General features: G+C 71.2%; 20 protein-coding genes. 8 read left to right on the top strand and 12 right to left on the bottom strand.

Annotated elements, in window-relative coordinates:
- Positions 1–55 precede the first annotated feature (55 nt).
- The 5 genes from gyrB to dnaA all read right to left on the bottom strand — a co-directional run bounded on the left by gyrB (position 56) and on the right by dnaA (position 7,434).
- The gene (gyrB, locus tag SERN_RS05280) at positions 56–2,101 is read right to left on the bottom strand and encodes a DNA topoisomerase (ATP-hydrolyzing) subunit B (RefSeq protein ID WP_135849109.1); all 2,046 of its coding nucleotides are present in this window, start codon (positions 2,099–2,101) and stop codon (positions 56–58) included.
- Positions 2,102–2,365: 264 nt separating this feature from the next.
- Positions 2,366–2,932 carry a DUF721 domain-containing protein gene (locus SERN_RS05275; protein WP_332888459.1) on the bottom strand — a complete coding sequence of 189 codons (567 nt, stop codon included), beginning with the start codon at positions 2,930–2,932 and terminating at the stop codon, positions 2,366–2,368.
- On the bottom strand, positions 2,922–4,175 hold the full coding sequence (gene recF / locus SERN_RS05270) for a DNA replication/repair protein RecF (protein WP_135849108.1): 1,254 nt from the start codon (positions 4,173–4,175) through the stop codon (positions 2,922–2,924). The genes SERN_RS05275 and recF overlap by 11 nt, the downstream gene beginning before the upstream one ends.
- Before the next feature lie 16 nt (positions 4,176–4,191).
- The gene (gene dnaN / locus SERN_RS05265) at positions 4,192–5,322 is read right to left on the bottom strand and encodes a DNA polymerase III subunit beta (RefSeq protein ID WP_135849107.1); all 1,131 of its coding nucleotides are present in this window, start codon (positions 5,320–5,322) and stop codon (positions 4,192–4,194) included.
- A 495-nt stretch (positions 5,323–5,817) separates the two neighbouring features.
- Entirely contained in the window at positions 5,818–7,434 is a 1,617-nt protein-coding gene (gene dnaA, locus SERN_RS05260; protein ID WP_135849106.1) for a chromosomal replication initiator protein DnaA, read from the bottom strand.
- Between the two features lie 277 nt (positions 7,435–7,711).
- On the opposite strand from dnaA, the gene rpmH reads away from it, so the two are divergent.
- From rpmH to SERN_RS05220, 8 genes are all read left to right on the top strand, one after another.
- Complete coding sequence (gene rpmH, locus SERN_RS05255; RefSeq protein WP_199224450.1) at positions 7,712–7,849, top strand: 50S ribosomal protein L34; 138 nt, start codon at positions 7,712–7,714, stop codon at positions 7,847–7,849.
- 3 nt (positions 7,850–7,852) lie between these two features.
- Positions 7,853–8,224, top strand: a complete 372-nt coding sequence (gene rnpA / locus SERN_RS05250) for a ribonuclease P protein component (RefSeq protein ID WP_135849105.1) — start codon at positions 7,853–7,855, stop codon at positions 8,222–8,224.
- Complete coding sequence (gene yidD / locus SERN_RS05245; RefSeq protein ID WP_332888458.1) at positions 8,221–8,580, top strand: membrane protein insertion efficiency factor YidD; 360 nt, start codon at positions 8,221–8,223, stop codon at positions 8,578–8,580. Before rnpA ends, yidD begins: the two co-directional genes overlap by 4 nt.
- 122 nt (positions 8,581–8,702) lie before the next feature.
- Entirely contained in the window at positions 8,703–9,818 is a 1,116-nt protein-coding gene (gene yidC, locus SERN_RS05240) for a membrane protein insertase YidC (RefSeq protein ID WP_135849104.1), read from the top strand.
- A gap of 78 nt (positions 9,819–9,896) precedes the next feature.
- Positions 9,897–10,424: a Jag family protein gene (locus SERN_RS05235; protein ID WP_135849103.1), complete on the top strand. Its 528-nt coding sequence runs from the start codon at positions 9,897–9,899 to the stop codon at positions 10,422–10,424.
- 12 nt (positions 10,425–10,436) lie between these two features.
- Positions 10,437–11,132, top strand: a complete 696-nt coding sequence (rsmG, locus tag SERN_RS05230) for a 16S rRNA (guanine(527)-N(7))-methyltransferase RsmG (RefSeq protein ID WP_233251493.1) — start codon at positions 10,437–10,439, stop codon at positions 11,130–11,132.
- 2,062 nt (positions 11,133–13,194) lie between these two features.
- A complete protein-coding gene (locus tag SERN_RS05225; protein ID WP_135849102.1) occupies positions 13,195–14,196 on the top strand; it encodes a ParA family protein in 1,002 nt (333 codons plus the stop codon).
- Entirely contained in the window at positions 14,193–15,263 is a 1,071-nt protein-coding gene (locus tag SERN_RS05220; RefSeq protein WP_135849101.1) for a ParB/RepB/Spo0J family partition protein, read from the top strand. Before SERN_RS05225 ends, SERN_RS05220 begins: the two co-directional genes overlap by 4 nt.
- Positions 15,264–15,408: 145 nt before the next feature.
- Here SERN_RS05220 and SERN_RS05215 read toward each other — a convergent pair whose 3' ends face one another.
- The 7 genes from SERN_RS05215 to SERN_RS05185 all read right to left on the bottom strand — a co-directional run bounded on the left by SERN_RS05215 (position 15,409) and on the right by SERN_RS05185 (position 26,078).
- Complete coding sequence (locus SERN_RS05215) at positions 15,409–16,365, bottom strand: D-alanine--D-alanine ligase family protein (protein WP_135849100.1); 957 nt, start codon at positions 16,363–16,365, stop codon at positions 15,409–15,411.
- Positions 16,362–17,660: an aminotransferase-like domain-containing protein gene (locus tag SERN_RS05210; RefSeq protein WP_233251492.1), complete on the bottom strand. Its 1,299-nt coding sequence runs from the start codon at positions 17,658–17,660 to the stop codon at positions 16,362–16,364. Before SERN_RS05210 ends, SERN_RS05215 begins: the two co-directional genes overlap by 4 nt.
- Before the next feature lie 10 nt (positions 17,661–17,670).
- A complete protein-coding gene (gene trxA / locus SERN_RS05205) occupies positions 17,671–18,000 on the bottom strand; it encodes a thioredoxin (protein WP_135849099.1) in 330 nt (109 codons plus the stop codon).
- Positions 18,001–18,135: 135 nt separating this feature from the next.
- Positions 18,136–19,173, bottom strand: a complete 1,038-nt coding sequence (trxB, locus tag SERN_RS05200) for a thioredoxin-disulfide reductase (protein ID WP_135849098.1) — start codon at positions 19,171–19,173, stop codon at positions 18,136–18,138.
- 67 nt (positions 19,174–19,240) lie between these two features.
- On the bottom strand, positions 19,241–23,185 hold the full coding sequence (locus tag SERN_RS15715; RefSeq protein ID WP_233251491.1) for a murein biosynthesis integral membrane protein MurJ: 3,945 nt from the start codon (positions 23,183–23,185) through the stop codon (positions 19,241–19,243).
- Complete coding sequence (locus tag SERN_RS15475) at positions 23,182–25,557, bottom strand: DUF6049 family protein (RefSeq protein ID WP_199241517.1); 2,376 nt, start codon at positions 25,555–25,557, stop codon at positions 23,182–23,184. Before SERN_RS15475 ends, SERN_RS15715 begins: the two co-directional genes overlap by 4 nt.
- Positions 25,554–26,078: an NUDIX hydrolase gene (locus SERN_RS05185; protein ID WP_135849097.1), complete on the bottom strand. Its 525-nt coding sequence runs from the start codon at positions 26,076–26,078 to the stop codon at positions 25,554–25,556. The genes SERN_RS15475 and SERN_RS05185 overlap by 4 nt, the downstream gene beginning before the upstream one ends.
- Positions 26,079–26,115: the final 37 nt, after the last annotated feature.

Below are 26,115 nucleotides of genomic sequence, written 5' to 3'. Positions count from 1 at the left end.
CCTGTTCTCCGTGGCGCGTGCGGTGCGCCGGTCTGCGGGCCTTCGAGGTGCTCGATCAGATGTCGAGGAATCTCACGTCCCGCGCGTTGCGCTGGATGAAGGAGCGGCGCGACTCGACGTCCTCGCCCATGAGGATGGAGAAGATCTCGTCGGCCATGGCGGCCTCGCCGATCGTCACCTGCTTGAGGATGCGGGTCTCGGGGTCCATCGTCGTCTCCCACAGCTCGCTGTAGTTCATCTCGCCGAGGCCCTTGTAGCGCTGGATGCCGCCGTCCTTGGGCAGACGGTGCCCGGCCTCGCGGCCGACCTGCAGCAGCGCGTCGCGCTCGCGGTCGGAGTAGGCGTAGCCGTGCGGCGCGTTCGTCCACTTGAGCTTGTACAGCGGCGGCGCCGCGAGGTACACGTGCCCGTGCTCGACCAGCGGCTTCATGTAGCGGAACAGCAGCGTCAGCAGGAGGGTGCAGATATGCTGGCCGTCGACGTCGGCATCGGCCATCAGCACGATCTTGTGGTACCTCAGCCTGGCGAGGTCGAAGTCCTCGCCGATGCCTGTGCCGAACGCCGAGATGAGCCCCTGGATCTCCGCGTTGCCGAGGGCGCGGTCCAGCCGCGCCTTCTCCACGTTCAGGATCTTGCCGCGGATCGGCATGATCGCCTGCGTCGCCGGGTCGCGGCCCTGGACCGCGGAACCGCCGGCCGAGTCGCCCTCGACGATGAACACCTCGGAGATCGAGGCGTCGCGGCTGGAGCAGTCGCGCAGCTTGCCGGGCATGCCGACACCCTCGAGGAGACCCTTGCGGCGGGTCGCCTCGCGAGCCTTGCGGGCGGCCATCCGGGCCTGCGAGGCCTGGATCGCCTTGCGGATGATCTCCTTGGCCTCGGCCGGGTGGGAGTCGAACCAGTCGCCGAGCTGCTCGAAGACGACCTTCTGCGTGAAGGTGCGCGCCTCGGTGTTGCCGAGCTTCGTCTTGGTCTGGCCCTCGAACTGCGGCTCGCCGAGCTTGATCGAGATCACGCACGTGAGGCCCTCGCGGATGTCCTCACCCGTGAGGTTCTCGTCCTTCTCGCGCAGGATGTTCTTGTCGCGCGCGTAGCGGTTGACCAGCGTCGTCAGCGCGGCGCGGAAACCCTCCTCGTGCGTGCCGCCCTCGGACGTGTTGATCGTGTTGGCGTAGGTGTGGACCGAGTCGGTGTACGACGTCGTCCACTGCATCGCGATCTCGAGCGAGATCGTGCGCACGGTGTCCTCGGCCTCGAAGTTGATGATCTCCTCGTGCACCACGTCGGACTTCTTGGACCTGTTCAGGTGCGCGACGTAGTCGATCAGACCGCCGTCGTAGCGGTAGGTGACCGTGCGGTGGGTGTCGCTGCTCGGGGCGCCGGGGGCCCCCGCCGCGTCGTCAGAGGCGTCCGCGACCTCGTCCTCGACGTCGGCCCCGGTGGGCCGCTCGTCCGTGAGGGAGATCTGCAGACCCTTGTTCAGGAACGCCATCTGCTGGAACCGCGCGCGCAGCGTCTCGAAGTCGTACGTGGTGGTCTCGAAGATGCTCGGGTCGGCCCAGAACGTCTGCTGGGTCCCCGTCTCGCTCGTGGGCTCGCCGCGCTTGATCTCGTCGATCGGCTTCCCGCCGTTCTCGAAGCTCAGCGACCACGTGTAGCCGTCGCGCTTGACGACCGAGTCCATCCGGTGGGACAGCGCGTTCACCACGGACATGCCGACGCCGTGCAGACCACCGGAGACCGCGTAGCCGCCGCCGCCGAACTTGCCGCCGGCGTGCAGGATCGTCATGACGACCTCGAGCGTGGGCTTGCCCTCGGTCGGGTGGATCGCCACCGGGATGCCGCGGCCGTTGTCGACGACGCGGACCCCGCCGTCGGCCAGCAGCGTGACCTCGATGTGGTCGCAGTAGCCGGCGAGCGCCTCGTCGACGGAGTTGTCGACGATCTCGTAGACCAGGTGGTGCAGGCCGCGCTCACCGGTCGAACCGATGTACATGCCGGGGCGCTTGCGGACGGCCTCGAGACCCTCGAGAACGGTGATGTTCTGCGCGTCGTAACCCGTCGCGGGCGTGGTCTCGTCGGGCTGCTGCGGCTGTGTCAACGTGTCCTCGTATCAGCAGGGGGCACACGCCGGTGGACCCGGTGAGGTCGCGGACGCATGCGAGGTCCGGACACACGTCACCGGTGGTCGTCGATCACTGTGAGACACGCCGGTGGGCGACTGCCGGACTCCTACCCTGGATTCTACCCCTCAGACTCACGCTATGCGGCCTCAGACGCGCATTTGTGGACAGGGATACGTGCCCGGGTAGGTCCGACCGTGCTGCGGCGTCTGCGGCCGCGTCTCGGTCGACGCGGATCAACGTCAGCCGTAGGTGTCGCGCGGCCCGCGCCCCGGTGCCACGCGAAGCCCGCGGATCCACGACGGCGCCCCGGGACCCAGTACCACGATCTCCGCGATGACACCCTCGCCGATCTCCTCGTCCATCCGCCGCTGCAACTGCGGGACGAGGAGTCCGAGCTGCGTGGCCCAGGCGGTGGAGTCGGCTCGCACCACGAGCTTCCCGTCGGTGAACGTCTCGGGCGTCGCGTGGTCGGCGACGTCGCCGACGATCTCGCGCCAGCGACCCATCACCGAACCCACCGAGACCGGACCCGTCCAGCCGTGCTCGGCCATCAGACGGCTGAGCTGGTCGCCCACCGCCTGCGGGTCGCGACTGCGCTGCTCCGGAAATCCCGGTCCCGTGCCCGGGATCATGCCGCGACGGCGGGGCTTCGGACTGCCGGGGTGCAGACCCTTGGCCCTGGCGGCCTCGCGGGCGCGGCCCAGAGCGGCGGACGCGGCGTCGCCCGCGGGGGGTGTGGCCGAGTCGGCCCGTCCGACGACGGCGTCCAGCCCGCCCGGCCGGGGGTCGGGACCGTCAGCGGACACGGGTGACCTCGCCGGCCATGACGTCGAACCGCGCCCCGTCCAGCTCGGCCGGCACGTCCTCGGCGACGGCTGACGTCAGCAGCACCTGCTCCGCGGGGGCCACCAGGGCCGCGAGCCGTGCCCGACGGCGACCGTCGAGCTCGGCGAACACGTCGTCCAGGATGAGGACGGGATCACCACCGCCCCAGTCGTCGCCGCGCAGCAGCTCGAAGCTCGCCAGGCGCATCGCGAGGGCCACCGACCACGACTCGCCGTGCGAGGCGTACCCCTTCACGGGCATGCCGCCGAGCACGAGGTCGGCGTCGTCGCGGTGGGGTCCGACGAGGGACACCCCGCGCTCCAGCTCCTTGGGACGCAGGCGGGACATCGCCTCGAGCAGTCGCGCCTCGACGACGTCGGGTCGCAGGAGCTCCTCCTCGGCGTCGGCCGCTGCCGACGGCGAGTCGAGGGCGTCCGGCGCGTCGTCGGGTCGCGCCTGCGTCACGCTCGCGCGGTAGGTGACCGCGAGCTCGCCCTGCGCCGAGGAGACCTGCTCGTAGGCGGAGGCGAGGTGGGGGCGGAGCCGACGGACGAGGTCGACGCGCGCGGCGATCAGCTGCGACCCCGTCGCCGCGAGCTGGGCGTCCCAGACGTCGAGCGTGCGCAGCGCGGCGGACCGAGCGCCGCCGGCGGACGTCCCTCCCCCGGACTCCTCCTCGGCCGCGGCCGAGACGGCGCGCCGGCCGCCCCGCACGGCGCCGGCGGACTTGAGCAGCGTGGTCCGCTGCTTCAGGACGCGGTCGTAGTCCGACCGCACCGAGGCCAGGCGGGGGGTGAGCTGCACGAGCAGGTCGTCGAGGAACCGGCGGCGGACGTCGGGATCGCCCTTGACCAGGGCGAGGTCCTCGGGAGCGAAGACGACCGACCGGACGATCCCTGCGGCGTCGCGGATCCGTGGCACGGGCGCGCGATCCACGCGCGCCTTGTTGGCTCGGCCGGCATTCAGCTCCAGCTCGACGACGCTGGGGCGGTCGCCACGCTGCACCCGCGCGCGGATGACGGCGCGCTCGCACCCCTGGCGCACGAGCGGAGCGTCCGACGACACCCGGTGGCTGGAGAACGCACCGAGGTAGCCGATCGACTCCACCAGGTTGGTCTTGCCCTGACCGTTGGGGCCCACGAACGCGGTGATCCCGGCCGGGATCGCGAGCACGACCTCCGGGTAGGACCGGAAGTCCGTCAGCGCGAGGTCGGAGACGTGCACCGCGAGGGGACGGGGCTCAGCCCGCGAACCGGATGGGCTGGATCAGGTACCGGAAGCCGGAGTCCTCGGTGGAGTCCACCGCGGTCTGGCCCGTGATCACGGACGGCTTGGTGCCGTGGGTGAAGGAGATGCGGGTGAACTCCTTGCCGACGGCGCCGAGCGCGTCGAGCAGGTAGCCCGGGTTGTAGGCGGTGGTGATCGTCTCGCCGTCGAACGTCGACTCGATCGCCTCGGACGCCTGGGCGTCCTCGCCCTGGCCCGCCTCAAGGACGACCTGGCCCTCGCTGAACTCCAGCCGGATCGGGGTGTTGCGCTCGGCCACGAGGGCGACGCGACGCGCGGCCTCGACGAGGCTCTGGGTCGCGACCACGGCGTGGGAGGTGGTGGACTCCGGGAAGAGGCGACGCACGGGCGGGTAGTCGCCGTCGACCAGGAGCGAGGTGGTGCGGCGACCGCCGGCCTCGAAGCCCACGATCTCGCTGCCGGAACCGCTGGGGAGCGAGATGCTCAGGGCGCCCGCGCTCGTGAGCGACTTCGCGACCTCGGACAGCGTGCGGGCGCGGACCAGCGCCGTCGCGGACAGCCCGGGGGTGGCGGGGTTCCAGGCGACCTCGCGCATCGCGAGGCGGTACCGGTCGGTGGCCAGGAGGGTGAGCGTGTCGCCCTCGATCTCGAGGCGCACGCCCGTCAGCAGCGGCAGGGTCTCGTCGCGGCTCGCGGCGATGGTCACCTGCGAGACGGCCTCGGCGAAGGCGTGGGCGTCGATCGTGCCCGACGCCGGCGGGAGAGCCGGGAGGGCGGGGTAGTCCTCGAGCGGCATCGTCAGCAGCGTGAAGCGGCTCGAACCGCAGGTCAGGACCGCGCGCGTGCCCTCGACGACGATCTCGACCGGACGCGACGGGAGCGAACGGGAGATCTCGGCCAGGAGACGACCCGAGACGAGCACGGTGCCGGGCTCGGTGACCTCGGCCGTGATCTCGGAGACGGCGGAGACCTCGTAGTCGAAGCTCGACAGCGCCAGGGTCCCGGTGCTGGTGGCCTCGAGCCGGACGCCGGCCAGGACGGGGATGCTCGGACGGGACGGCAGGGAACGCGCTGTCCACGTGACGGCCTCGGCCAGCACGTCACGCTCGACGGTGAACTTCACGTCTTGCACCTTTCCTTGCTCGCCTGGGAGCAGGCGTCGTGTGGTTCGAAGCGGGTGTCCGTGGCTGCCGGGACGACGATGACGCGGATCTCCGACGGCTCAGACCTGGGCCTCACCCTAACGGAGCGCGGGCCTCGGGAACGTCACCGAGGGAGCTCGTCCCCAGGCGGCGTCTGAGGGGCGGAACGGACGGGTCAGGTCGGGCCTTGGCTGTCCACATCCCATCCATCCATCTAGGTGTCGTCGTAGTAGTAGGGGGTGTGGATCCTGGGGACAACCGCTGTTCCTGCTGGTCACGGGCCGAAATGCCATGGGGACGGCGTCGTGCACGCGCTGTGGGCGGGGCGGGGGTGTGCGTGGACGGAGGTGAATCACACGACGTGGAGTCCACGGTCGGACGGTCACGTGTCCACGAACTTGTGATGCCTGTCCACCGTGATCCCCAGGCTTGTCCACACCTGTGCACATCTTCAGGTGGCACTTGAGAGTTGCGGATCAGAGCTTGTTCTGCTGCTTGATCCGGTTGGTCAGCTCCGTGATCTGCGTGAAGGTCGACCGGTTCTTCGCCATGAGCTCACGGATCTTGCGATCGGCGTGCATCACGGTGGTGTGGTCGCGGCCCCCGAAGATCTGACCGATCTTGGGCAGGGACAGGTCGGTGAGCTCGCGGCACAGGTACATCGCGATCTGTCGCGCGTTCACGAGCACCCGCGTGCGGTCGGCGCTGCAGAGCGCCTCGATCGACACCCCGAAGTAGGTCGACGTCTGCGCCATGATGATCGCCGGCGTGATCTCGGCGTCACCCTCCTCGGTGATGAGGTCCTTGAGGACCATCTCGGCCAGGGGAAGGTCGACCGGCTGGCCGTTGAGGTTCGCGAAGGCCGTGACGCGGATGAGAGCGCCCTCGAGCTCGCGGATGTTCGTCGAGATGCGCGAGCCGATGTAGCTGAGCACGTCGTCCGGCGCCGACAGCTGCTCGCGGCCCGCCTTCTTGCGAAGGATCGCGATGCGCGTCTCGAGGTCCGGCGGCTGGATGTCCGTGATGAGACCCCACTCGAACCTGCTGCGCATCCGGTCCGCGAACCCGTCCAGGTACTTCGGGGCGACGTCGGAGGTGATCACGACCTGCTTGTTGGAGTTGTGCAGGGAGTTGAAGGTGTGGAAGAACTCCTCCATCGTCTCCTTCTTGCCCTGCAGGAACTGGATGTCGTCGATCAGCAGGACGTCGACGCTGCGGTAGCGGCGCTGGAACGACTCGGCCTTGTCGTCGCGGATCGAGTTGATGAAGTCGTTGGTGAACTCCTCGGAGTTGACGTACCGCACGCGCACCCCGGGGTAGAGGCGCTGCGCGTAGTGACCGATCGCGTGCAGCAGGTGCGTCTTGCCGAGGCCGGAGTCGCCGTAGATGAACAGCGGGTTGTAGGCCTTCGCGGGTGCCTCGGCCACGGCGAACGCCGCGGCGTTGGCGAACCGGTTGCTGGAGCCCGTGACGAACGTGTCGAACGTGTAGAGCTGGTTGAGCCGCGCCGAGTCGTTGCCCGGGCTGTTCGGATCGGCCGAGGTCAGACCCTGGCGGCGGTCGGCCGCCCGGCGCGAGGCGCGGTTGTCGTCGTCGCGGCGCAGGTGGGCGGGCTCGTCGCGATCACGGTCACGATCGCGGTGGTCCCGGTCGTCGCGCTCCCGGTCGTCCCTGTCCCGGTCGTCCCTGTCGCGGCGATCCCGATGACGCTCGTCGCGCCGGACGTCGTCGAGGCGCGAGGTGTCGCGGTGGCTCGGGGAGCGGGCGGGCTCGTCCGACGCGGCGTAGTCGACGTCCTCGGCGAGGCTCGGGTCGGCGTCGAGCAGCGACGGGTCGATCGTCACGGCCAGCGAGAGCCGCTCACCGAGGATCTCCGTCAGCGCCGAGGTGATCTCCTCGCGGGCGCGGGTCTCGAGGAACTCCTTGGCGAAGTCGCTCGGTGCGGCGATGAGGAGCGTGCCGTTGAGCACGCCGAGCGGCTTGGTGAGCCGGACGAACGCGTGCTGCGACGGCGGCAGCATGTTCCGCAGGCGCTCGACCACGTGCGTCCAGCTCTGGTCGAGGTCCGAGAGTGCGTCGTCAGAGACAGTCATGCGGCCCATTGTGTCCTGTGCGGAGCGTTCGCCCACAGCCTGTGGACAACGGTGTGGGAACAGACACGGTGGACCGGCTCGTGACCTACCAGACGCCGGGCCGCTTTGACCGTAGGCGGGCTGGCGCGTATCGTTCTTCAGTCGCGCAAACGCGCGCCGTCATGCTGCCCGTCCGCGGGTGTCCGTGCCGGTGCCTGCGGTGTCTGGGGCTTCAGGTTGGCGCCGCCCCTGCGATGTCTGTGACCGCGCCACCGCCCGAACGAATGTGAGATCAGCCGTGACCAAGCGGACTTTTCAGCCGAACAACCGGCGTCGTGCCAAGGTGCACGGCTTCCGTCTCCGTATGCGTACCCGCGCCGGCCGCGCGATCCTCGCGGCTCGTCGTCGCAAGGGGCGCACGGAGCTCTCTGCCTGACCCGTGCTGAGCGCGGCGCACCGGATGCGTGAGGGAAGCGACTTCTCTCTCACGATGCGCCGTGGTGTGCGAAGTGGGAACTCCACCCTCGTCGTCCACCTGCTCCAGCCCGACGACCCACCAGTGCCCAGCGCCCTGGTGGGTTTCGTCGTCTCGAAAGCCGTGGGCAACGCCGTGGTGCGCAACCGGGTCAAGCGCCGGCTCCGTCACCTCGTCGCGGAGCGGCTCGACGGCGTCCGACCCGGTACCCGGGTGGTCGTCCGGGCGCTCCCGCCGAGCGCTCGGGCCGACGGCCCGCTGCTCGGCACCGAGCTGGACCACGCGTGGGAGCGGGCTGTCCGCCGCTCCCGGCCGAGGTCGGGGGTGGGAACGTGAGCAGGTCGACGCGGCAGGTGCGCCCGCCCGACGGGGTGACGCCCGACGACGCGAGCGGTGCTCCGCCGTCGCCGGCCTCCCGGCTCCTGCTGCTCCTCGTGCGTGGGTACCAGGTGGCGATCTCGCCGCTGCTCGGTCCGCGCTGTCGTTTCTACCCCAGCTGCTCGTCCTACACGGTGATGGCGATCCGGGAACGGGGCGCGCTCACCGGCGCTGCGCTCGGGGCGTACCGCATCCTGCGGTGCAACCCGTGGGCTCGCGGTGGCGTCGACTTCCCGCCTCGACGCGGCCAGCGGTGGCCGGGGCGCGACGGCGTCATCGATCGGTCCGACGAGATGCCGCCGCACCAGCACTGACAGCTCCACCGCACGACCTCTGACCGCACCACCCCACCGATTGTCTGCGGGGGTAGCCGACGCCGTACGCTCGACCTCGGCTCGACAGCCCGTTTTCAGCACCGACAGGAGAGACGCCGACCATGGCCTGGTTCGACACCATCCTCAGCCCCATCATGTGGGTGGTCGCCTGGATCATGGTCCACGCCCACAGCGCATTCGTCGCACTCGGCATGGACCCCTCGGGATGGTCGTGGATCCTCTCGATCGTCGTCCTCGTGGTGGCGATCCGCATCCTCCTGATCCCGCTGTTCGTGCGGCAGATCCGTGCCTCGCGCGGCATGCAGATCGTGCAGCCCGAGATCCAGAAGCTGCAGAAGAAGTACAAGGGGAAGACCGACCCCGCCTCCCGCCAGGCCATGCAGCAGGAGATGATGGCGATCTACCGGAGCGCCGGGACGAACCCGTTCGCCTCGTGCCTGCCGATCCTGGCGCAGTCGCCGATCTTCTTCGCGCTCTTCCGCGTGCTGTACCAGCTGCCGCAGATCGCGAGCGGCGACCGGTCCCCGATCGGACCGCTGGACGCCCGCCTCGCCGGTGAGGCGGAGAACTCCACGCTCTTCGGGGCGCCCCTCTCCTCGTTCTTCCTCATGCCCGACGCGACGGCGCAGGTCCGCATCGTCACCGTCATCCTGATCCTCGCCATGTCGGCGACGCAGTTCCTCACGCAGCGTCAGCTGACGATGAAGAACATGCCCGCCTCGGCGCTCGACAACCCGATGGCGCGTCAGCAGAAGATGCTGATGTACATCTTCCCGGTGATCTTCGCCGTCACGGGCGTGAACTTCCCGATCGGTGTCCTCATCTACTGGACCACGACCAACCTCTGGTCGATGGGTCAGCAGTTCTACGTGATCCGGAACAACCCTGCGCCGGGCTCCGAGGCGGAGCGCGCGATGCTCGAGCGGAAGGCGCGCAAGGCGGCTCGCAAGGGCACGACGCTCGAGGACGGTACGAACGGTCAGGGCGGCGTGGCGGTTCTCGAGGCCGAGGCTGTCGCACGCGGCCAGCGTCAGCAGCCGCTCGGCAAGAACCGCGCCAAGCGGTCGGGTGTCCGACCCGTCGCTCCCGGTTCGTCACTCGAGGACGACGTGATCGAGGACGCGGTCGTCGTGGAGGACGCGCCGATCGAGGACGCGATCCTCGAGGACAAGCCCGGGACCATCTCGCCGAAGAGTCCGCGCAAGAAGAAGCGGTAGGTTGACGGCCGGTGCTCGTCCGGCCTCCCTCGCCCTCGCACAGCTCCTCGGCCCAGCGCCGTGACCGGAAGGAAGCACATGACCAACGACGACGCAGGTGTCGCGCCCGCTGAGGAGCCCGTGGCCGAGCCCGCCCCGACCCGCCTCGAGGAGGAGGGCGAGGTCGCCGCGGACTACCTCGAGGAGCTGCTCGACATCGCCGACCTCGACGGTGACATCGACATCGGTGTCGAGCACGGCCGTGCCGCCGTGGAGATCGTGTCGGACGAGGACCCGGGTGCCCTCACCCGACTCGTGGGTCCCGAGGGCGAGGTGCTGGACGCGCTGCAGGAGCTGACGCGGCTCGCCGTCCAGGCCCGGACCGGAGAGCGGAGTCGGCTGATGCTCGACGTCGCCGGACACCGCGCCGCTCAGCGCCGCGAGCTCGAGGCCGTGGCAGCCGAGGCGATCTCCCGGGTGACGTCCTCGGGTGAGTCGGTCTCGCTCGACGCGATGAACCCGTTCGAGCGCAAGGTCGTGCACGACGCCGTCGCGGCCGCCGGTCTCGTGTCCGACTCCGAGGGCGTGGAGCCGAACCGTCGCGTCGTCATCCGCGCCGCGTCCTGAGGGCGGTCGTCGGTGGGTGAACGTGGAGGGTCGGTCGACGAGGCGCGCGCCGGCGAGCCGGTGACCGGGACGCCGACCGGATCGCTGGTGGTGGGCGAGGCCGCGAGTCGCCAGGCGCTCGGTCGCGGATACGACGACGCCGTCGCGTTCGCCGACCTCCTGCGCGTGCACGGTGAGGAACGCGGGTTGATCGGTCCGCGTGAGCTCGATCGGCTCTGGACGCGGCACATCGTGAACTCGGCTGCGGTCGCGCCCTACCTGCCGGCGCAGGGGCGTGTCGCTGATGTCGGCTCCGGCGCCGGTCTCCCGGGCATCGTCCTGGCTGCGATGAGGCCCGACCTGGAGTTCCACCTCGTCGAGCCGATGGAACGTCGAGTCGAGTGGCTGAAACTTGTAGCTACAACCTTATCCCTCGAGAACGTGGTGGTTCACCAGAACCAGGCTCAGGAGCTTCACGGCAAGCTGGAGTTCTCCGCGGTGACCGCTCGCGCCGTCGCGGCGCTGGACAAGCTCGTGCGGTGGACCTGGCCGCTGGTGGTACGCGGTGGCGCACTGGTGGCGATGAAGGGTGCTCGTGCTGTCGACGAGCTGGCAGCGGCGCAGCCCGTGCTGAAGAAGCTGTCGAACGCAGGTGCCGGTGTGGTCCACGAGGTCGACGTCCTGGGCGATGGAGACGTCACCCGCGTGGTGGAGATCCGCCGGGGCTGACCTCGGTACGGCGGTCGCTCAGGCGTTCCACGTGAAACGAGCGCGATTGCGGCCGGTGGTGGTCGTACCTCGGAGCCGGACGATTCGGTCTACCGAGCCCGCCTGCTTGATCGCGCTGCCCTGCTGACCTGCCGTTGGTGGGAGCTCGCGAGCGACGTGGCCGCGACGTCGGCTCATCGACGCACGCGCTCAGGGACCCGTGGGTCGGTCGGTGGTCCCCATCCGCCCCTCCGCTCGATGAGGTTTGACGGACGATCGGTGCAGCAGATCGAGCTGCCGACAAGTCGACCACGTCGACGGCAGAGTGAGCGACGGAAGACCCTTCCCTGCTTGCTGCAGGTGTTCGTCAACCGGAGCGACCAAGGAGACGGCGGCGCCAGGCGAGGCTCCGAGCCGCGTCAGCTCCCGGCCGTCGATCGACGCCAGGTGCGACACGGGCTGCGGCCGGGTGGTGCGTGCGGTCGACGATGCATGGGCCCGGGGTCCACATGCCTACGACCTGAACCCGGTACCCGTGCGTCTGCGATGCCCGCAACGTGACGTCCGCTGCTGAACGCCATCGCCGTTCCACATGAAACTACGGTGGCTGATGTCCCCGCGGCTGGGACTACGCACTCGGCGAATCAATCGGCGCGACTCGGAGACCGCCCAGACTGTCCGATGGGAAATCTTGCGGCAGAGGGCAGGTGTCACAGCTAGGGTGCGTGGGCGCTCCTAGGTTGAACATCAATGGGATGAGAGCGGCGGCCACAGACCGTCCAGCTACCTCGATGTGATCGCACGGTCGGGATGACCCTTGCCGAGTCGGTTCAGAGGCGTCTTGCGGTCGAGGACGTGATGGAGCAGTTGAGCCAGGGCCTTCGCGCCGCAAGACGGGTTCGCGCGTCGTCCCTCTCGGCGTTTCACGTGAAACGGGAAAAGGAGCGTGTCATTCGCATCGCGCCACGTCAGCCATCTCGACTATCACGACACGTGTAGGAAGCGGGCTTACTCACAGACGTCCAGCAGCAGGCGCTCGGGGACGGCCCGTGGACGGATGAATGGACCGCTGCCAAGCGACGCCTACCCAGGGCCTGACGGTCGGCTTGACCTGTTTCACGTGAAACCACATGAGACGCGCACGCTCCTCGGGGCGTTGGTACGCCCGGCACCAGCACAACGTCGCGAGTCGAATCGCCCACCAGCCCGCTGAACGACCCAGCTCGAGCGTGAGACGACCGCGAAGGGCGACGGCGGCCTCAGGCACAAGTGTCTGCGAGGTCTGCGTCCATGCGTGGTTGGTCCGGGGTCCGCGGTCCGGCTCACGGTAGAGGGCCGGGCCCTGCCAGAGGTGAGTCGACCGGCGGCGCTTCGACCCTCAGCCGAGAACAGGCTCTCTCGCAGGTCGCCTCTTCACCGATCGGTGGGCACCCTCGAGCACGAAGATCGCTTCTGATCGGCAAACAAGGCGGGCTCCGACCGTCGATCGAGGCTGAGGCCACGACGTCGCGTTCCACGTGAAACGACGGAGTTGCCATTTGCCCGGTTTCACGTGAAACGGCTCGGCCCGTGAGAACCCCTTCTCATCCGGTGCGGTCTCCTGTTTCACGTGAAACGCGCTCCGTGTGAGGACCCTCGTTGACGGGGGTTGTTCGTCGGTAGGCACCGCCCGTTCATGCATATCCACGGCAAACTCCGCCCGCATTTGTCTCTGGTTGCGTGCCTCGAGCGACGTTGGCACCAAGGCCCGGCGACCCGCTCCTCTGCGAACAGGGGCTCGATGATCGCCTGGACCTTGTTGCCTCGCTTTCCGCTGGTCATGACCAACGTGCCTCGGCCACCGCCGCCGTCGTCCATCGATCCGGACGAGACCGGAGGCCGTCGATCGAGGCTGTTTCCACAGACGTGTGCGCTTTCTCCACAGAAGGAACGCTGACATTCCAACGATCGGGGGAAGTATCCACACCGTTGTACACCGGCGCGGCATGAAACCCGCAGCCCGTGTTTCACGTGAAACGGAAGGCTGAGAAGCCCACACCGCGTACGCTAGAGCAACACCAGAACCGAAGGGTGGGCACCCCACGTGACCGATGCACGACCAGCTCGCGAGGATTCGCTCGACGATGTAGCGAGGCGAACCGCACTGCTCGACTCGATCCCCGACGTGGGTCTCGACACCCCGCTCGCCGCGCAGGTGGCGACGGATGCGCGGCGCCACGCGGTGATCACAGGATCGTCGTTCGTCCGGCCGGAACAGACACGAGTCTTCACCGTGGCAAACCAGAAGGGTGGTGTCGGCAAGACCACGACTGCCGTCAACATCGCCGCGGCCATGGCGCGCGCCGGGCTCACGGTCCTCGTCATCGACAACGATCCTCAGGGGAACGCGTCAACCGCCCTGGGTATCGAGCACGGATCAGGCACTCCGTCGACCTATGACGTTCTCCTGGGTGGGTCCACGATCGCCGACGTCGTTCAGGTGTCCCCGTCCAGCGACAACCTCCTGTGCGTGCCGTCGACGATCGACCTGTCCGGCGCGGAGATCGAGCTCGTCACGGTGGATTCACGTGAAACACGACTCCGTGAAGCGCTGCGCGCCTACCTCGTCGATCGGTCGCGGTCAGGTCTCCCGCGCGTGGACTACGTGTTCATCGACTGCCCGCCGAGCCTCGGTCTGCTCACGGTCAACGCCTTCAGCGCGGCCGCCGAGGTGCTGATCCCCATCCAGACCGAGTACTACGCGCTCGAGGGGCTGAGCCAGCTCCTCAAGAACATCGAGCTCATTCGCGCACATCTCAACCCGGCGCTGACGGTGAGCACGATCCTCCTCACGATGAGCGACATCCGGACGAACCTGGCGCGCGAGGTCGCCTCGGAGGTGCGCGAGCACTTCGCCGAGCAGACGCTCCGGACCGTGATCCCACGCTCCGTTCGCATCTCCGAGGCACCGAGCTACGGCCAGACCGTCATCAGCTACGACCCCTCCTCGTCCGGCGCACTTGCCTACGCGGAAGCTGCTCGGGAGATCACTCGGCGCGAAGCGCCCTCCAGCACCACCACGACGAACCGGGACGGCCAGGCATGAGCGAGAAGCGCAGGACAGGACTCGGCAAGGGGCTCGGTGCCCTCATCCCGTCGGCACCGACGGCGTCCCGTCCCGTCGATGTCTTCTTCCCGGACTCCAGCCCCGCTCCTCGGGCCAGCGGCGGCGGCGTCGATCGTGGAGATAGTGGCGACAGCACCTGGCAGACGAGTAATAACGGATCTCAGAGCAGCAACTCGAACGGACGTGCGATCGATGCCCCGGTGGGCGCCTCCATCGGCGCCTACTTCGCTGAGATCCCCATCGACGACGTGCTTGCGAACGCGAATCAGCCTCGTCAGGTCTTCGACGAGGACGACATCGCGGAACTGGCGGCTTCGATCCGCGAGGTCGGCGTGCTGCAGCCGATCGTGGTCCGCCCCTCGGGGAGCGGATTCGAGATCGTCATGGGAGAGCGGCGTTGGCGCGCCACCCGTCTCGCCGGGCTCGAGACCGTGCCCGCCATCGTGCGTGAGACGTCCGACACCGACCTCCTTCGCGATGCTCTGCTCGAGAACCTCCACCGGGCGCAGCTGAACCCGCTCGAGGAGGCTGCCGCGTACCAGCAGCTCCTGGAGGACTTCGGGTGCACGCACGAGGAGCTGGCCACGCGCATCGCGCGATCACGACCCCAGATCTCGAACATGCTCCGGTTGCTCCGCCTCCCTCCGGCGGTCCAGCGTCGCGTGGCGGCGGGGGTGCTCTCTGCCGGGCACGCTCGTGCGCTCCTCGGGCTCACCGAGCCGGAGGCCATGGAGCGGCTCGCCCACCGGATCGTCGCGGAGGGGCTCAGCGTTCGTGCCACGGAGGAGATCGTCGCCCTTGGAGACGCTGACGAACCCATGCGACCGGAGCTGCGCCGTCGACCGCGCGCGGGTGAGCACACCGCCGCTCTCGACGACCTCAGCCGCCGGCTCTCGGACCGGTGGGACACCAAGGTCAAGATCGCCCTGGGCCAGCGCAAGGGCCGCATCGCGATCGAGTTCGCGAACGTCGAGGACCTCAACCGCATCATGGAGGCGCTGGCTCCGCAGGAGTCGGCGGCTTTCCCCGCGTCCGACACCGCCTGACCCGTCTGGCGGAGGGTGTCGGGCGACGTTCCGCCCGGAAGTACCTCGCGGACGCCCGAAAGTACCTCGGGAACGCCCGAAAGTACCTCGGGAACGCCCGAAAGTGCCTCGGGAACGCCCGAAAGTGCCTCGCGAATGCGGGCGGTCAGCTGGTGCGGGCGGCGTGCTCGGCGATGCCGCGGTACAGCTCCGGCAGCGCGAGGCCGTCGGCCTCGGCCGCCAGCGGGAAGAGCGACGTCTCGGTCATGCCGGGTGCGCTGTTGACCTCGAGGAACCAGGGTGTTCCGTCGGCGTCGACGATCAGGTCGGTGCGGGAGAGCCCACGCAGCCCGAGCACCTGGTGCGCCGTGACCGCGACCTGACGCGCCGCGTCGAGCACCGAGGTCCCGAGCCGCGCCGGGACGAAGAACTCGGTGCGACCGGCGTTGTACCGGGCGTCGTAGTCGTAGAGCCCGTCCTCGACGAGGATCTCGACCGGGGGCAGCGCCCGGGGACCGTCACCCAGGTCGACCACCGAGACACCGAGCTCGACGCCCGTGACCGCCCGCTCGATGAGCGCGACGTCGCCGTAGGAGAAGCACGAGACCATGGCCTTCGGGAGGCCCTCGGCCGTGGTCACGAGCGAGACCCCCAGGGCGGACCCGCCCTTGGCGGGCTTGACCACGAGCGGCAGCCCCAGGCGGTCGACCACGCGGTCCAGCACGGCCCGCGCACCCACCTCCCGGAAGATCGACTCCGGCAGCGTCACGGAGGCCGGTGTGGCCACCCCGGCGCGCGCCAGGATCGTCTTGCTGACGGGCTTGCTCCACGAGATCCGCGATCCGGCGGCGCCGGTGCCGACCGCCGGTACCCCCAGCAGCTCGAGCAGGTCGCGGATCGAGCCGTCCTCGCCCGTGGAGCCGTGCAGGAGCGGCCACACGACGTCGGGCCGGCGCGCGTCGATCGCGGCCAGGAGATCGCCGTCGACGTCGTGCACGGTGGCGCTCGCCCCGGCGTCCTCCAGGGCGTCGGCGACCCGTCGACCCGAGCGGAGCGACACGTCGCGCTCGTGCGAGAGGCCGCCCGCGAGAACGAGGACCTCGAGCGGCTGGCGCACGGTCACGGCGTCGCCGGTCCGGGCGTCTCGACGCCGTCGGTCCGGGACGGTGCGGTCCCGAACATCGCGACCAGGTCGGCCTCGGCGTTGACGACGCCGGCGAGGCGACGCACCCCCTCGACGATGCGCTCCGGCGTCGGGTAGCAGTAGGACAGCCGCAGGTGGCCCGCACCCGACCCGTCGGCGTAGAACGCGGTGCCCGGTACGTAGGCCACCAGGGACGTGACGGCGCGCGGCAGCATCTCCCGCGCGTCCAGGCCCTCGGGAAGCTTCAGCCACACGTAGAACCCGCCCTCCGGCGTCGTCCACGAGCACGTCGGCAGGTACTCCTGGAGTGCACCGACCATCGCGTCCCGGCGCTCGGCGTACATGCGGCGGTACTCCTTGACCTGCCCGCGCCAGTCGAACTGGCTGAGGTAGGTGGAGATCGCGAGCTGGCCGGCGTTCGAGGGGCACAGGATGGCCGACTCGCTCGCGAGCACGAGCTTCTCGCGCACGGCGTGCGGTGCGAGCGCCCAGCCCACGCGGTAGCCGGGGGCGAAGGTCTTGGAGAAGGAGCCGAGGTAGACGACGTCGTCCGGCGCCATCGAGGCCAGCGCGGGCAGGGGTTCGCCGTCGAACCCCAGGAGCCCGTAGGGGTTGTCCTCGAGGATGAGGACGCCGTGGCGGCGCGCGACCTCGATCACGCGCGGTCGACGCTCGAGCGAGAGCGTCACGCCGCCCGGGTTGTGGAAGTTCGGCACCGTGTAGAGGAGCTTCGCGCGTCGCCCGCTCGCGGCGAGCTGCGTCAGGACCTCGTCGAGCGCCTCGGGCACGAGGCCGTGGGCGTCCATCGGCGTGTGGACGACCTCGGCCTCGTAGGCACGAAAGACGCCGAGCGCACCGACGTAGCTGGGGGCCTCGGCCACGACGACGTCGCCCGGGTCGAGGAAGATGCGCGCCACGAGGTCGAGCGCCTGCTGCGACCCGGTGGTCACGACGACGTCGTCGGGGTGCGCGTTGATGTGCTCGAGCGACATCACGTCGGCGATCTGGCCGCGCAGGACCGGGTCCCCCTGCCCCGAGCCGTACTGCAGCGCCCTGGCGCCGTCACGCCGCAGCAGGTCCGCGACGGCGTCGGCGATGGACGCCATCGGCAGGTCGGCGATGTTGGGCATGCCTCCCGCCAGCGAGACGACCTCGGGGCGGTTGGCGACGGCGAACAGGGCACGGATCTCCGACGCGCGCATCCCGTGGGTGCGCTGCGAGTAGGAGCCGTACCAGGGGTCGAGGCGCGTCCCCGCCTGCGGCTGGGTGCTCACGTGTCGGCTCTCAGGCGGCGACGTGGGAGGTCAGGGCCTCTCGGATGGCTGCCTTCGGGCGGGCGCCGATGAGCTGGGAGACGACCTCGCCACCGGCGACGATCATCAGCGTGGGAACGGACGTGATGCCGAACCGCTGCGTCACGAGCGGGTTGTCGTCCGTGTTGACCTTGACGACGCGGACCCGGCCCTCGAGCTCGGCAGCGAGCTCGTTCAGCACGGGTTCCACCTGGGTGCACGGGCGGCACCAGGGGGCCCAGAAGTCCACGAGGACGACTCCGGGGGCGTCGAGGACCTCCGAGGAGAAGGTCTCGTCGGTCACATCGTTGATGGTGGTCACCAGTTCACTCCATCGCTGCGGGTTCGCGAAGTTCCCAGCCTACGCCCGTCCGCGGGATGCGCACGCCAGGGTGGCGGCGCGCCCACGGACGGGCGGTCGGAGCGGTGGATCGGGCAGGTCGATCCGGTCCGCGACTCAGGCGGGGAGCGGCGCCGTCTCCTCGACGGCGTGGGTCCCGATCGGGTCGCCCTCGCCGCGCTCGGCCTCGGCGGCCTGGTCCTGCGCGGCGAGGTAGCGCTCGGCGTCCAGGGCGGCGGAGCAGCCCGTGCCGGCCGCCGTGATCGCCTGGCGGTAGGTGTGGTCGACGGCGTCGCCCGCCGCGAAGACACCGGGGATGTTGGTGGCCGTGGTGGGGTGGTTGACCTTGATGTAGCCCGAGTCGTCGAGGTCGACCTGCCCGGCGACGAGGTCGGTGCGCGGCAGGTGGCCGATGGCCACGAAGACGCCGGTCGCGTCCAGCTCGCGCTCCTGCCCCGTGCGGGAGTCGCGCAGCGTGACGCCGGTGACCTTGTCCTGGCCGTGGATCGCGGCGACCTCGGTGTACCAGGCCATCTCGATCTTCGGGTCGGCCTCGGCGCGCGCCCGCATGATCTTGGAGGCGCGGAGCTCGTCGCGGCGCACGACCATCGTGACCTTGGAGGCGAAGCGGGTCAGGAACGTGGCCTCCTCGACGGCGGAGTCGCCGCCACCCACCACGATGATGTGCTGGTTGCGGAAGAAGAAGCCGTCGCACGTGGCGCACCAGGAGACGCCGCGGCCGGACAGGCGCTTCTCGTCGGGCAGGCCGAGCTCCTTGTAGGCGGAGCCGGTGGTCAGGATGACGGTGCGCGCACGCTCGACGTCTCCCTCCGCCGTCGTGACGACCTTGACGTCACCCTCGAGCTCGACGGAGACGACGTCGTCGTAGCGGATCTCGGCGCCGAACCGCGCGGCCTGGGCGCTCATGTTCTCCATGAGGTCCGGTCCCATGATGCCGTCGCGGAAGCCGGGGAAGTTCTCGACCTCTGTCGTGTTCATCAGGGCGCCACCGGCGGTGACGCTGCCGGCGATGACCAGCGGCTTCAGATCGGCGCGCGCGGCGTACACGGCGGCCGTGTAGCCCGACGGGCCGGAGCCGATGATGATGACGTCGCGGACGTCGCTCGTGTCGGGGGCGACTGCGTCGGTGCTCATGTGATCTCTCCTCAGGGGGCCGCGGCAGGCGAGCGGGTGCTCAGCTGGTGTGCGGCGGGCCCACGGTCTAGAACTGCTGGGGGGCGGTGGTTGTTCCCGACGGCAGATCCGCCGGGTGGACGGCTCGGGCGTCCGACGTCGCGGCCTCCGCGAGATCGTCGGACGGCACCACGTCGGCGTCGCCGGCCTCGGTGCGGGCGGCCTCGCTCGTGCTCGGGGCAGGCGTCCCGGGGTCGCTCGACCCGAAGCCGCTCGCGGCGTCGAGCAGCGATCCGAGTGCCAGGTAGAGCACCCACGCCACGCCCGCGAGCACGATGATCAGCACGAACGGCGTCGCGTTGATGCGGCCGGGCGGACGGCGGTCGGGGACCTCGTAGCGGTCGGCGTCCTGGGCGGCGGTCGACGGCGCGCGCTCCTCGCGCACGGGGCGCGCGGGCTTGGGCTGCTTCGGCGGCTTGGGTGCGCGCTCCGGCTTCGGCTGCCGGACGACCGGGGGCCGCTCGACGGCGGGCTGCGCGGGGACGGGCTGCGCGGTGGCAGGGGCCTCGTCCGCGGCCACCTCGTCCGGCTCGACCCGCTCCGTCACGCGCAGCGTGCTGGTGGCGGCGGGCAGGACGTGCGTGCCGGCGTCGGCGCGGCCGGTGTCGAGGTGGTCGGCGTCCAGGTGCTCGGCCTCGACGGCGGCGGAGGACGTGTCCGCGGTCTCCGGCGTCGGCCTGTCCGAGGAGCCCGCGCCGACGCGCTGCAGCAGCCCGCCCGCGAACGCCGCGAACGCGCCCTCGCCGGCGCCGCTGCTGTGACGGGTGGACGGTCCGGCCTCGGTGAGCCCGGCGAGGTGCTCGCGGTCACCCAGGGCGTCGTCGAACGAGGCCGGAGCCGCCTCCAGGCTCGCCGGCGGGTGCACGGTCCAGGTGGAGGTGTCGGGGGCGACGAACGGGGGGGCGGCGAGTGCCGCGTCCTCGGCGGAGCTCGATCCGGGAGCGGCCTCGTCGGCGGGCTCCGGCGCGATGGCGTCGTCGGCCGTCGCGCTGCCGGACGTGTCGTCCCGTCGCTCCGCGGGGACGACGGCGTCGAGCCGCCGCAGCCAGCCCCGCACCTTCTCTCCCAGGCCGACCCCGGTGGGTGCACCGGAGTCGGAGGCGGCCTCGGACGCCGCCGCGGCTCCGGCGGCGGCCACGGCCCCCGCCCCGACGGCGGAACCGGCGGCCCCGGCGAGCGCGGCACCTCCGGCGGCGCTCGCCGCGACGGCCTCGGCCGACTGCTCGGAGGCCTGGGTGCGGGTGGCGTCGGCCTCGGCCTCGGCAGCGATCTCGGGCTCGACGACGACGCGCGGGAGCTCCGAGGTGCCGGTGACGGCGCCCGTCGGGGTCCACGTCGGGATGCCGGGGGAACCGGTCGCGGTGGCCTCCGCGATCAGTCCGTCCTCGAGCGCCCGGACGATCTCCTCGTCAGGGACGTCGGCGGCCGAGGCGTCGGCGGCCGCCTCCTGGTCGCGCTGGTGCTGACGCACCTGGGCGGCGATCGCGGCGACCGACAGGGCGACGTTCGTGTGCTCGGGGTCGAGGTCCTCGGCGCCGGTGGCGTCGGGTCCGGCGAGCAGGGCGGCGACGGCGGGCACGGGTCGCCACGGAGCGAGCGCGACCACGAGGTTCGACGGCGTGCGGACGGTCTCCGGGATCGCCTCGAGCAGCTCGGTGCGTGCGGCGTCGCCGCCGTCACCGGGCTCCGGCAGGTCGTCCGCCCCGACCATCCCGCGCAGCAGGGCCACGAGGCCCTCGGCGTCGACGCGTGCGGCGTCGCCGGCGCTCCGGGTGACACCGGCGGCTGCGCCGTCGACCCCCAGACCCGCCACGCGGACGGCGCCGGCCCCGGTCAGGGTGACGGACGCCGCCGTGAGAGCGGTGTGGTGCACACCGCGACGGCGCGCGGCCTCGAGCGCACCGGCGACCTCGCCGGTGATGGAGCGGGCGACGTCGGGCGCGAGCGGTCCGCGGGCCAGGACGTCGGTGAGCGGTGTGCCGCCCAGGGGTTCGAGGACGACGTAGCCGGTGCCCTCGAACTCGCCGACGCGCAGCACCTTCGGCAGTCGCGGGTCGGTGACGAGGGCGGCGCGGCGGGCGGCGTCGAGCATCTCGTCGGCGTGGTCGCCCGAGACCGACTGCACCTCGACGTCGCGCTCGAGGATGGAGTCGTGACCGAGCCAGCGGCGCACCCCGGCGGCGGCGGCCGGGATCTGCTCACCCACCAGGAAACGGTCGGCCAGCAGCATGCCGCTGGTGACTGAGTCGGTGGACACCACCCGGGTCTCTCCTGTCGCCGTCGTCTCGCTCGGGGCCTCGCCTCGTGCTCCTGTCATGGTACGCAGACGAGCGGTCAACGGCCGCGCCAGGGATGCGACGCGCGAGGTGACGAAGGCGATCTCGGTGACGCGCAGGCGCTGCGCCAGCCACAGGTAGAGGGCGCCCATGACGCCACCCACCCCGACCACCTGGAGGACCGAGACGAGGAGGCCGCGGTCGGCACCCCACAGGAGCATCGCGCCGATCCCGACGGCGCCCATGGGCACCGCGGCCATCACGAGTCGCAGGTGGGTCAGGAGCACGCGCGACCCGTCGAGGCTGGGGAGGCGACGGCGCAGCCCGAGGTAGCCGACCAGCGCGCCGACGGCGTAGGAGATCGAGATCCACGCGCCGGCCGCGGCGACCCACAGCTCGGGGCCGAGCCACAGCACGCTGCTGAGCGTGCCGGCCGCGACGATCCCGGCCATCGGGACCTGGATCCAGAAGAGCGACCTCGTGTCCTCGTAGGCGTAGTACGCGCGCTGGACGGCGCTCCACATCGCGAGCGCCGGGATGCCGAGCGCCAGGGTCCACACCACGCGGCCGAGCGCCTCGTCGGCGGCGGCGCCCTGACCGCCGAGCGTGATCACGCGGGCGAGCGGGACCGACAGCACCATGAGGAGCACCGTGGCGGGCACGGTGAAGACGCCGACGGTGCGGATCGCGAGGGACAGGTCGTCGCGGACGCCGGCGCCGTCCTTGGCCGCGGCCTTGGTCGACAGGCGCGTGAAGACGGCCGTCAGCAGCGAGACGACCACGAGCGACTGCGGCAGCATGAAGATCATGAACGCCGTGGCGTAGATGAGGTTCCCGGCGACGGCGCCCTCCACGCCCCCGCGCTGGTCGGCCGCGTGCTGGGCCGCGGCGGCGACCTGCGAGACGGCCACGAGCCCGAGCTGCCCGACCGCGAGCGCGGCGAACGTCCACGTCGCCATCCGGCTCGCACCGCCGAGACCCTTCAGACCCCAGGCCGGGCGGTAGCGGAAGCCGGCGCGCCACAGCGGGACGATCAGCACGAACGCCTGGACGGCGACGCCGAGGGTCGCCGTGCCCGCGAGCAGCATGATGCGGTCGGTGCCGAACTCGGCGGCGGCGAGCTGCTCGCGCGGCATGGCGCCGAAGATCGCGAGGTAGACGCCGAGACCCGCGATGGCCACGACGTTGTTCGCCGCGGGGGCCCACATGTACGGACCGAACACGTTGCGCGCGTTCAGCACCTGGCCAAGCAGCGTGTACAGCCCGTAGAAGAAGACCTGGGGCACGCACCAGTAGGCGAACGCGTAGGCGATCGGCCGCCACTCGGGGGCCATCTGGGCGCCGTAGACCGTCACCAGCACGGTGGCGCCGAGCGTCAGGATCAGCGTGACGACGATCAGGCCCGCGCCCGCCACCGTGAGGAGGCGGTTGGTGTAGTCGCGCCCGCCGTCGGCGTCGCGTGCGGCCCGCACGAGCTGCGGCACGAGGATCGCGTTGATGACACCGCCCGCGAGCAGCATGTAGATCGCGTTCGGGAGCGAGTTGGCGACCGTGAAGGCGGTGCTCGCGCCACCCACGCTCGCGAGTGCGACGACGAGGATCGCGTTCCGCACGAAGCCGAGTCCCCGGGAGACGAACGTCCCCGAGAACATCACGGCGGCGGCGCCCGCCAGTCCGCGCTGCTTGCCGGCCGTCATGTCGTCGCCTTCGTCGGGGGTGCTGGTGCTTCGGTGGCTGGTTCCGGGGCGTCCGGTGCGTCCGGTCCCTCGGGTGAGTCGGGTCCGTCCGGTCCCTCGGGTGCCTCGGGTGTCTCGGGTGCCTCGCCGTCGGGCTCGGCGCCGGGGACGTGACCGTCCCGGTTGCGGCGGCCGCGGCGGAACGTGCGCACGAGCCCGACCACGAGCAGCAGCCCGAGGGCCGCTGCCACGATGCCGGTGCCGACGGTCTCCCACTCGGCGCGGACGCGGAGGTCGAACGTCTTGACCGCGCCGATGACGGCGCCGTCGGGGCTCGCGACCGTGACGTCCACGCGCGTGCGGCCGTTGGCGACCGCGACCATCGGGACCGGGACGCGCACGGAGTCGCCCGGCTCGATCGTCACGGGGTCGACGTCCTCGACGCGCAGCGCCGGCTGCTCGGGCACGACGCGGACGTCGACGGTCACGCGCTGCGCCAGGGTGTTGGTCAGCGTCAGCGGGACGGCGCTGGACTCCGCGAGGAGGTCGACCAGGCTGGCGGGGACGTCGATCGTGACGGCCGTGGAGTAGGGCTCGAGCGCGTCGGCCGCCGCCGACGTCGCCACGGACGGGCTCGTCCCGTCCAGCCGCCACGCGCTCGAGATCGCGGTGTCGAGCACGTCGTCGACGGCGTCGAGCGCATCGGGCCGCTCGAGCGCGCTGCGCAGGTCGGCGGACTCGGCGTGTCCCGCCAGGACGGCCTCGGTGGCGCTCAGGAAGGTCCCGGTGGTGACGTCGTCCGTGAGGGGCACCGCGCTGCGCGAGGCGCCGTCGGGAGCGCCGGTCATGGCGTCGGCGAGGCCCACGGGGGTCACCCACGGCGCATCCAGCAGGGTCGTCACGCGGGAACCGAGGGCGGCGACGTCGACGCCGGTGCCGGCGTCGCCCACGACCTCGCGGTCGGTCGTGACCAGCAGGGTGCGCGCCTCCTGCGACTCGCGCGTCATGACGGCGCTCAGCGCGAGCGCGTACTGCCGGCTGGCGAGCTCCTCGGTCATGGTTCCCGCACCCTCGGGTGCCTCGCCGGCGACGGCGTCGGAGAGCCGCGGCTCGGAGACCAGCGCGGTCAGGGTCGCGGCCTCGCCCATCACGTCGACCCTGGCCGACGGCGTCGCGGTGAGGGACTCGTCGGCGTCCGCCACGTCGTCGAGCACGACGGCGGTGTAGCCCGCCCTGGCCGCGAGCGCCAGGGACTCCTGGCTGACGCCCGGGGCGGCGGGCCACGCCGTCGTCGTGGCGACCTGGAGCCCCGAGGCCGCGAACACCTCGAGGGAGGAGGTGCGGGCGTCGGTGAGGAGGGTGCGCCCGTCGACGCCCGCGCCAGCGAGGGCCGGGATGTCGGCGTCGGCGCGCGGGAGCGCGATGACCGAGCGGCCGCCGGCGGCGGCGACGAGGTCGTCCTGAAGGGAGGTGGCGGGGTCGGCCGGGTCCGCCGGATCGGCCGGGTCTGCGGGGTCTGTGGGGTCGGCCGGGTCGGCGCCGTCGGCCTGATCCGCGGGATCCGCTGGACCAGCCCCGTCCTGAGCAGCGGCGGGGTCGGTCTCCTCGGTCGCGCCCGTCGGCTCGAGCAGCGCGGGGTCGAGGGCCCAGGACGCGTCAGGGCCGGCCGCGGCCACGACCTCCCGGATTCGGTCTCCCGCGACCTCGTCGACGCCCACGCCGGTCTGGATCGCCGTCGTCCACTCCTCGGCGCTCGGCGTGAGCGGCAGCAGCAGGCTCAGCCCGAGGTTGGGTTCGGTGACGGGCTCGCCGGGGTGGAAGACGCCCATGGTGCGGGCCGTGGCGGTCTCGCCGTCACCGGTGAGCGACACCTGCAGGCCGCGCGCACCCCAGTTGTCGAAGCGGATCGGGAACCCGAGGTCGGCGACCGGGACGGAGAAGGAGAACGGCGCGGTGCCGCCGGGGGGCACGGTCACGCCGTAGTCGGCGGTCACCACCGTGCGGCCGCGCGGGCCGGTGGCGGGGTCGAACCAGCGCTCCATCGGGATGCGCGAGGTGGGGACGGACTGCTGCACGTCGATCCGGAGCGTCGGGTCGGTGAAGTCCTCGTCCGTGGTGTTCGTCAGGGTGCCGGTCAGGACGAGGGTGTCGCCGGGGAGCGCGTACGCCGGGGCGAGGTCGGTCAGCTCCAGCGTCACGGCCGCCTCGACCACCTGCGGCTGCGTCGTGGCGCTCGGCGACGGCGCGGCGGGTGAGGGTGCGGCGCTCGCGGCGGGCGCTCCGCCGTCGGGCAGCGCGAGGGCGCTCGGGCCCACGACGAGCGCCAGCGCTGCGAGCAGGGCCGACGCGGTGGTGGCGGGTCGTGACCAGCGGGCGGCCCCGGTGACGCTCACGACCCTCCGACGAGCACGTCCCGCGCCATGGAGACGATGCGGCGCTCGTTGGGGTAGGCGAGGCGGGAGGCGAGCTCGTCGAGCGCGACCCACGCGACGGCCTCGGCCTCGTGGTCGGGATCGTTCTCGGTCGTGAGCTCGCCGCCGAGCGCGGCCAGCAGGTAGTGGTGCACGACCTTGTGGACGCGGCGGTCGTGACCGGCGAACCAGTAGTCGATGGTGGCGAGGTGGCGCACGACCTGGCTGACGATGCCGGTCTCCTCGGCGACCTCGCGGACCGCGGCCTGCTCGGCGGTCTCGACACCCTCGAGGTGCCCCTTGGGGAGGCACCACTCCAGGCGACCCGCGCGGTTGCGCCGCGCGATGACCGCGCAGAGGGCGACGCCGTCCACGACGTTGACCACCAGACCCCCCGCGGAGGTCTCGTCCACGACCGGGAGTCCGGCGCTGACGCGCAGCACGCGGGCGGGCGGCGGAGCCGGCCGGCCCGGCGTACGAGGCGCCGGCGACGGGGTGGACATGCCCACCACCCTAAGACAGGGGACGTGGGAACCTGGG

The organism is Serinibacter arcticus, from assembly GCF_004786095.1.
GTDB lineage: Bacteria > Actinomycetota > Actinomycetes > Actinomycetales > Beutenbergiaceae > Litorihabitans > Litorihabitans arcticus.
This window is presented reverse-complemented; position numbering and strand designations above follow the sequence as displayed.

Bases quoted from the DNA above. Each gene is read 5' to 3' on its own strand.
- yidC (WP_135849104.1), top strand. From the start codon at position 8,703: ATGGCCTGGTTCGACACCATCCTCAGCCCCATCATGTGGGTGGTCGCC.
- SERN_RS15715 (WP_233251491.1), bottom strand. From the start codon at position 23,185: ATGACGGCCGGCAAGCAGCGCGGACTGGCGGGCGCCGCCGCCGTGATG.
- dnaA (WP_135849106.1), bottom strand. From the start codon at position 7,434: ATGACTGTCTCTGACGACGCACTCTCGGACCTCGACCAGAGCTGGACG.
- SERN_RS05235 (WP_135849103.1), top strand. From the start codon at position 9,897: ATGACCAACGACGACGCAGGTGTCGCGCCCGCTGAGGAGCCCGTGGCC.
- trxB (WP_135849098.1), bottom strand. From the start codon at position 19,173: ATGAGCACCGACGCAGTCGCCCCCGACACGAGCGACGTCCGCGACGTC.
- SERN_RS05185 (WP_135849097.1), bottom strand. From the start codon at position 26,078: ATGTCCACCCCGTCGCCGGCGCCTCGTACGCCGGGCCGGCCGGCTCCG.
- SERN_RS05220 (WP_135849101.1), top strand. From the start codon at position 14,193: ATGAGCGAGAAGCGCAGGACAGGACTCGGCAAGGGGCTCGGTGCCCTC.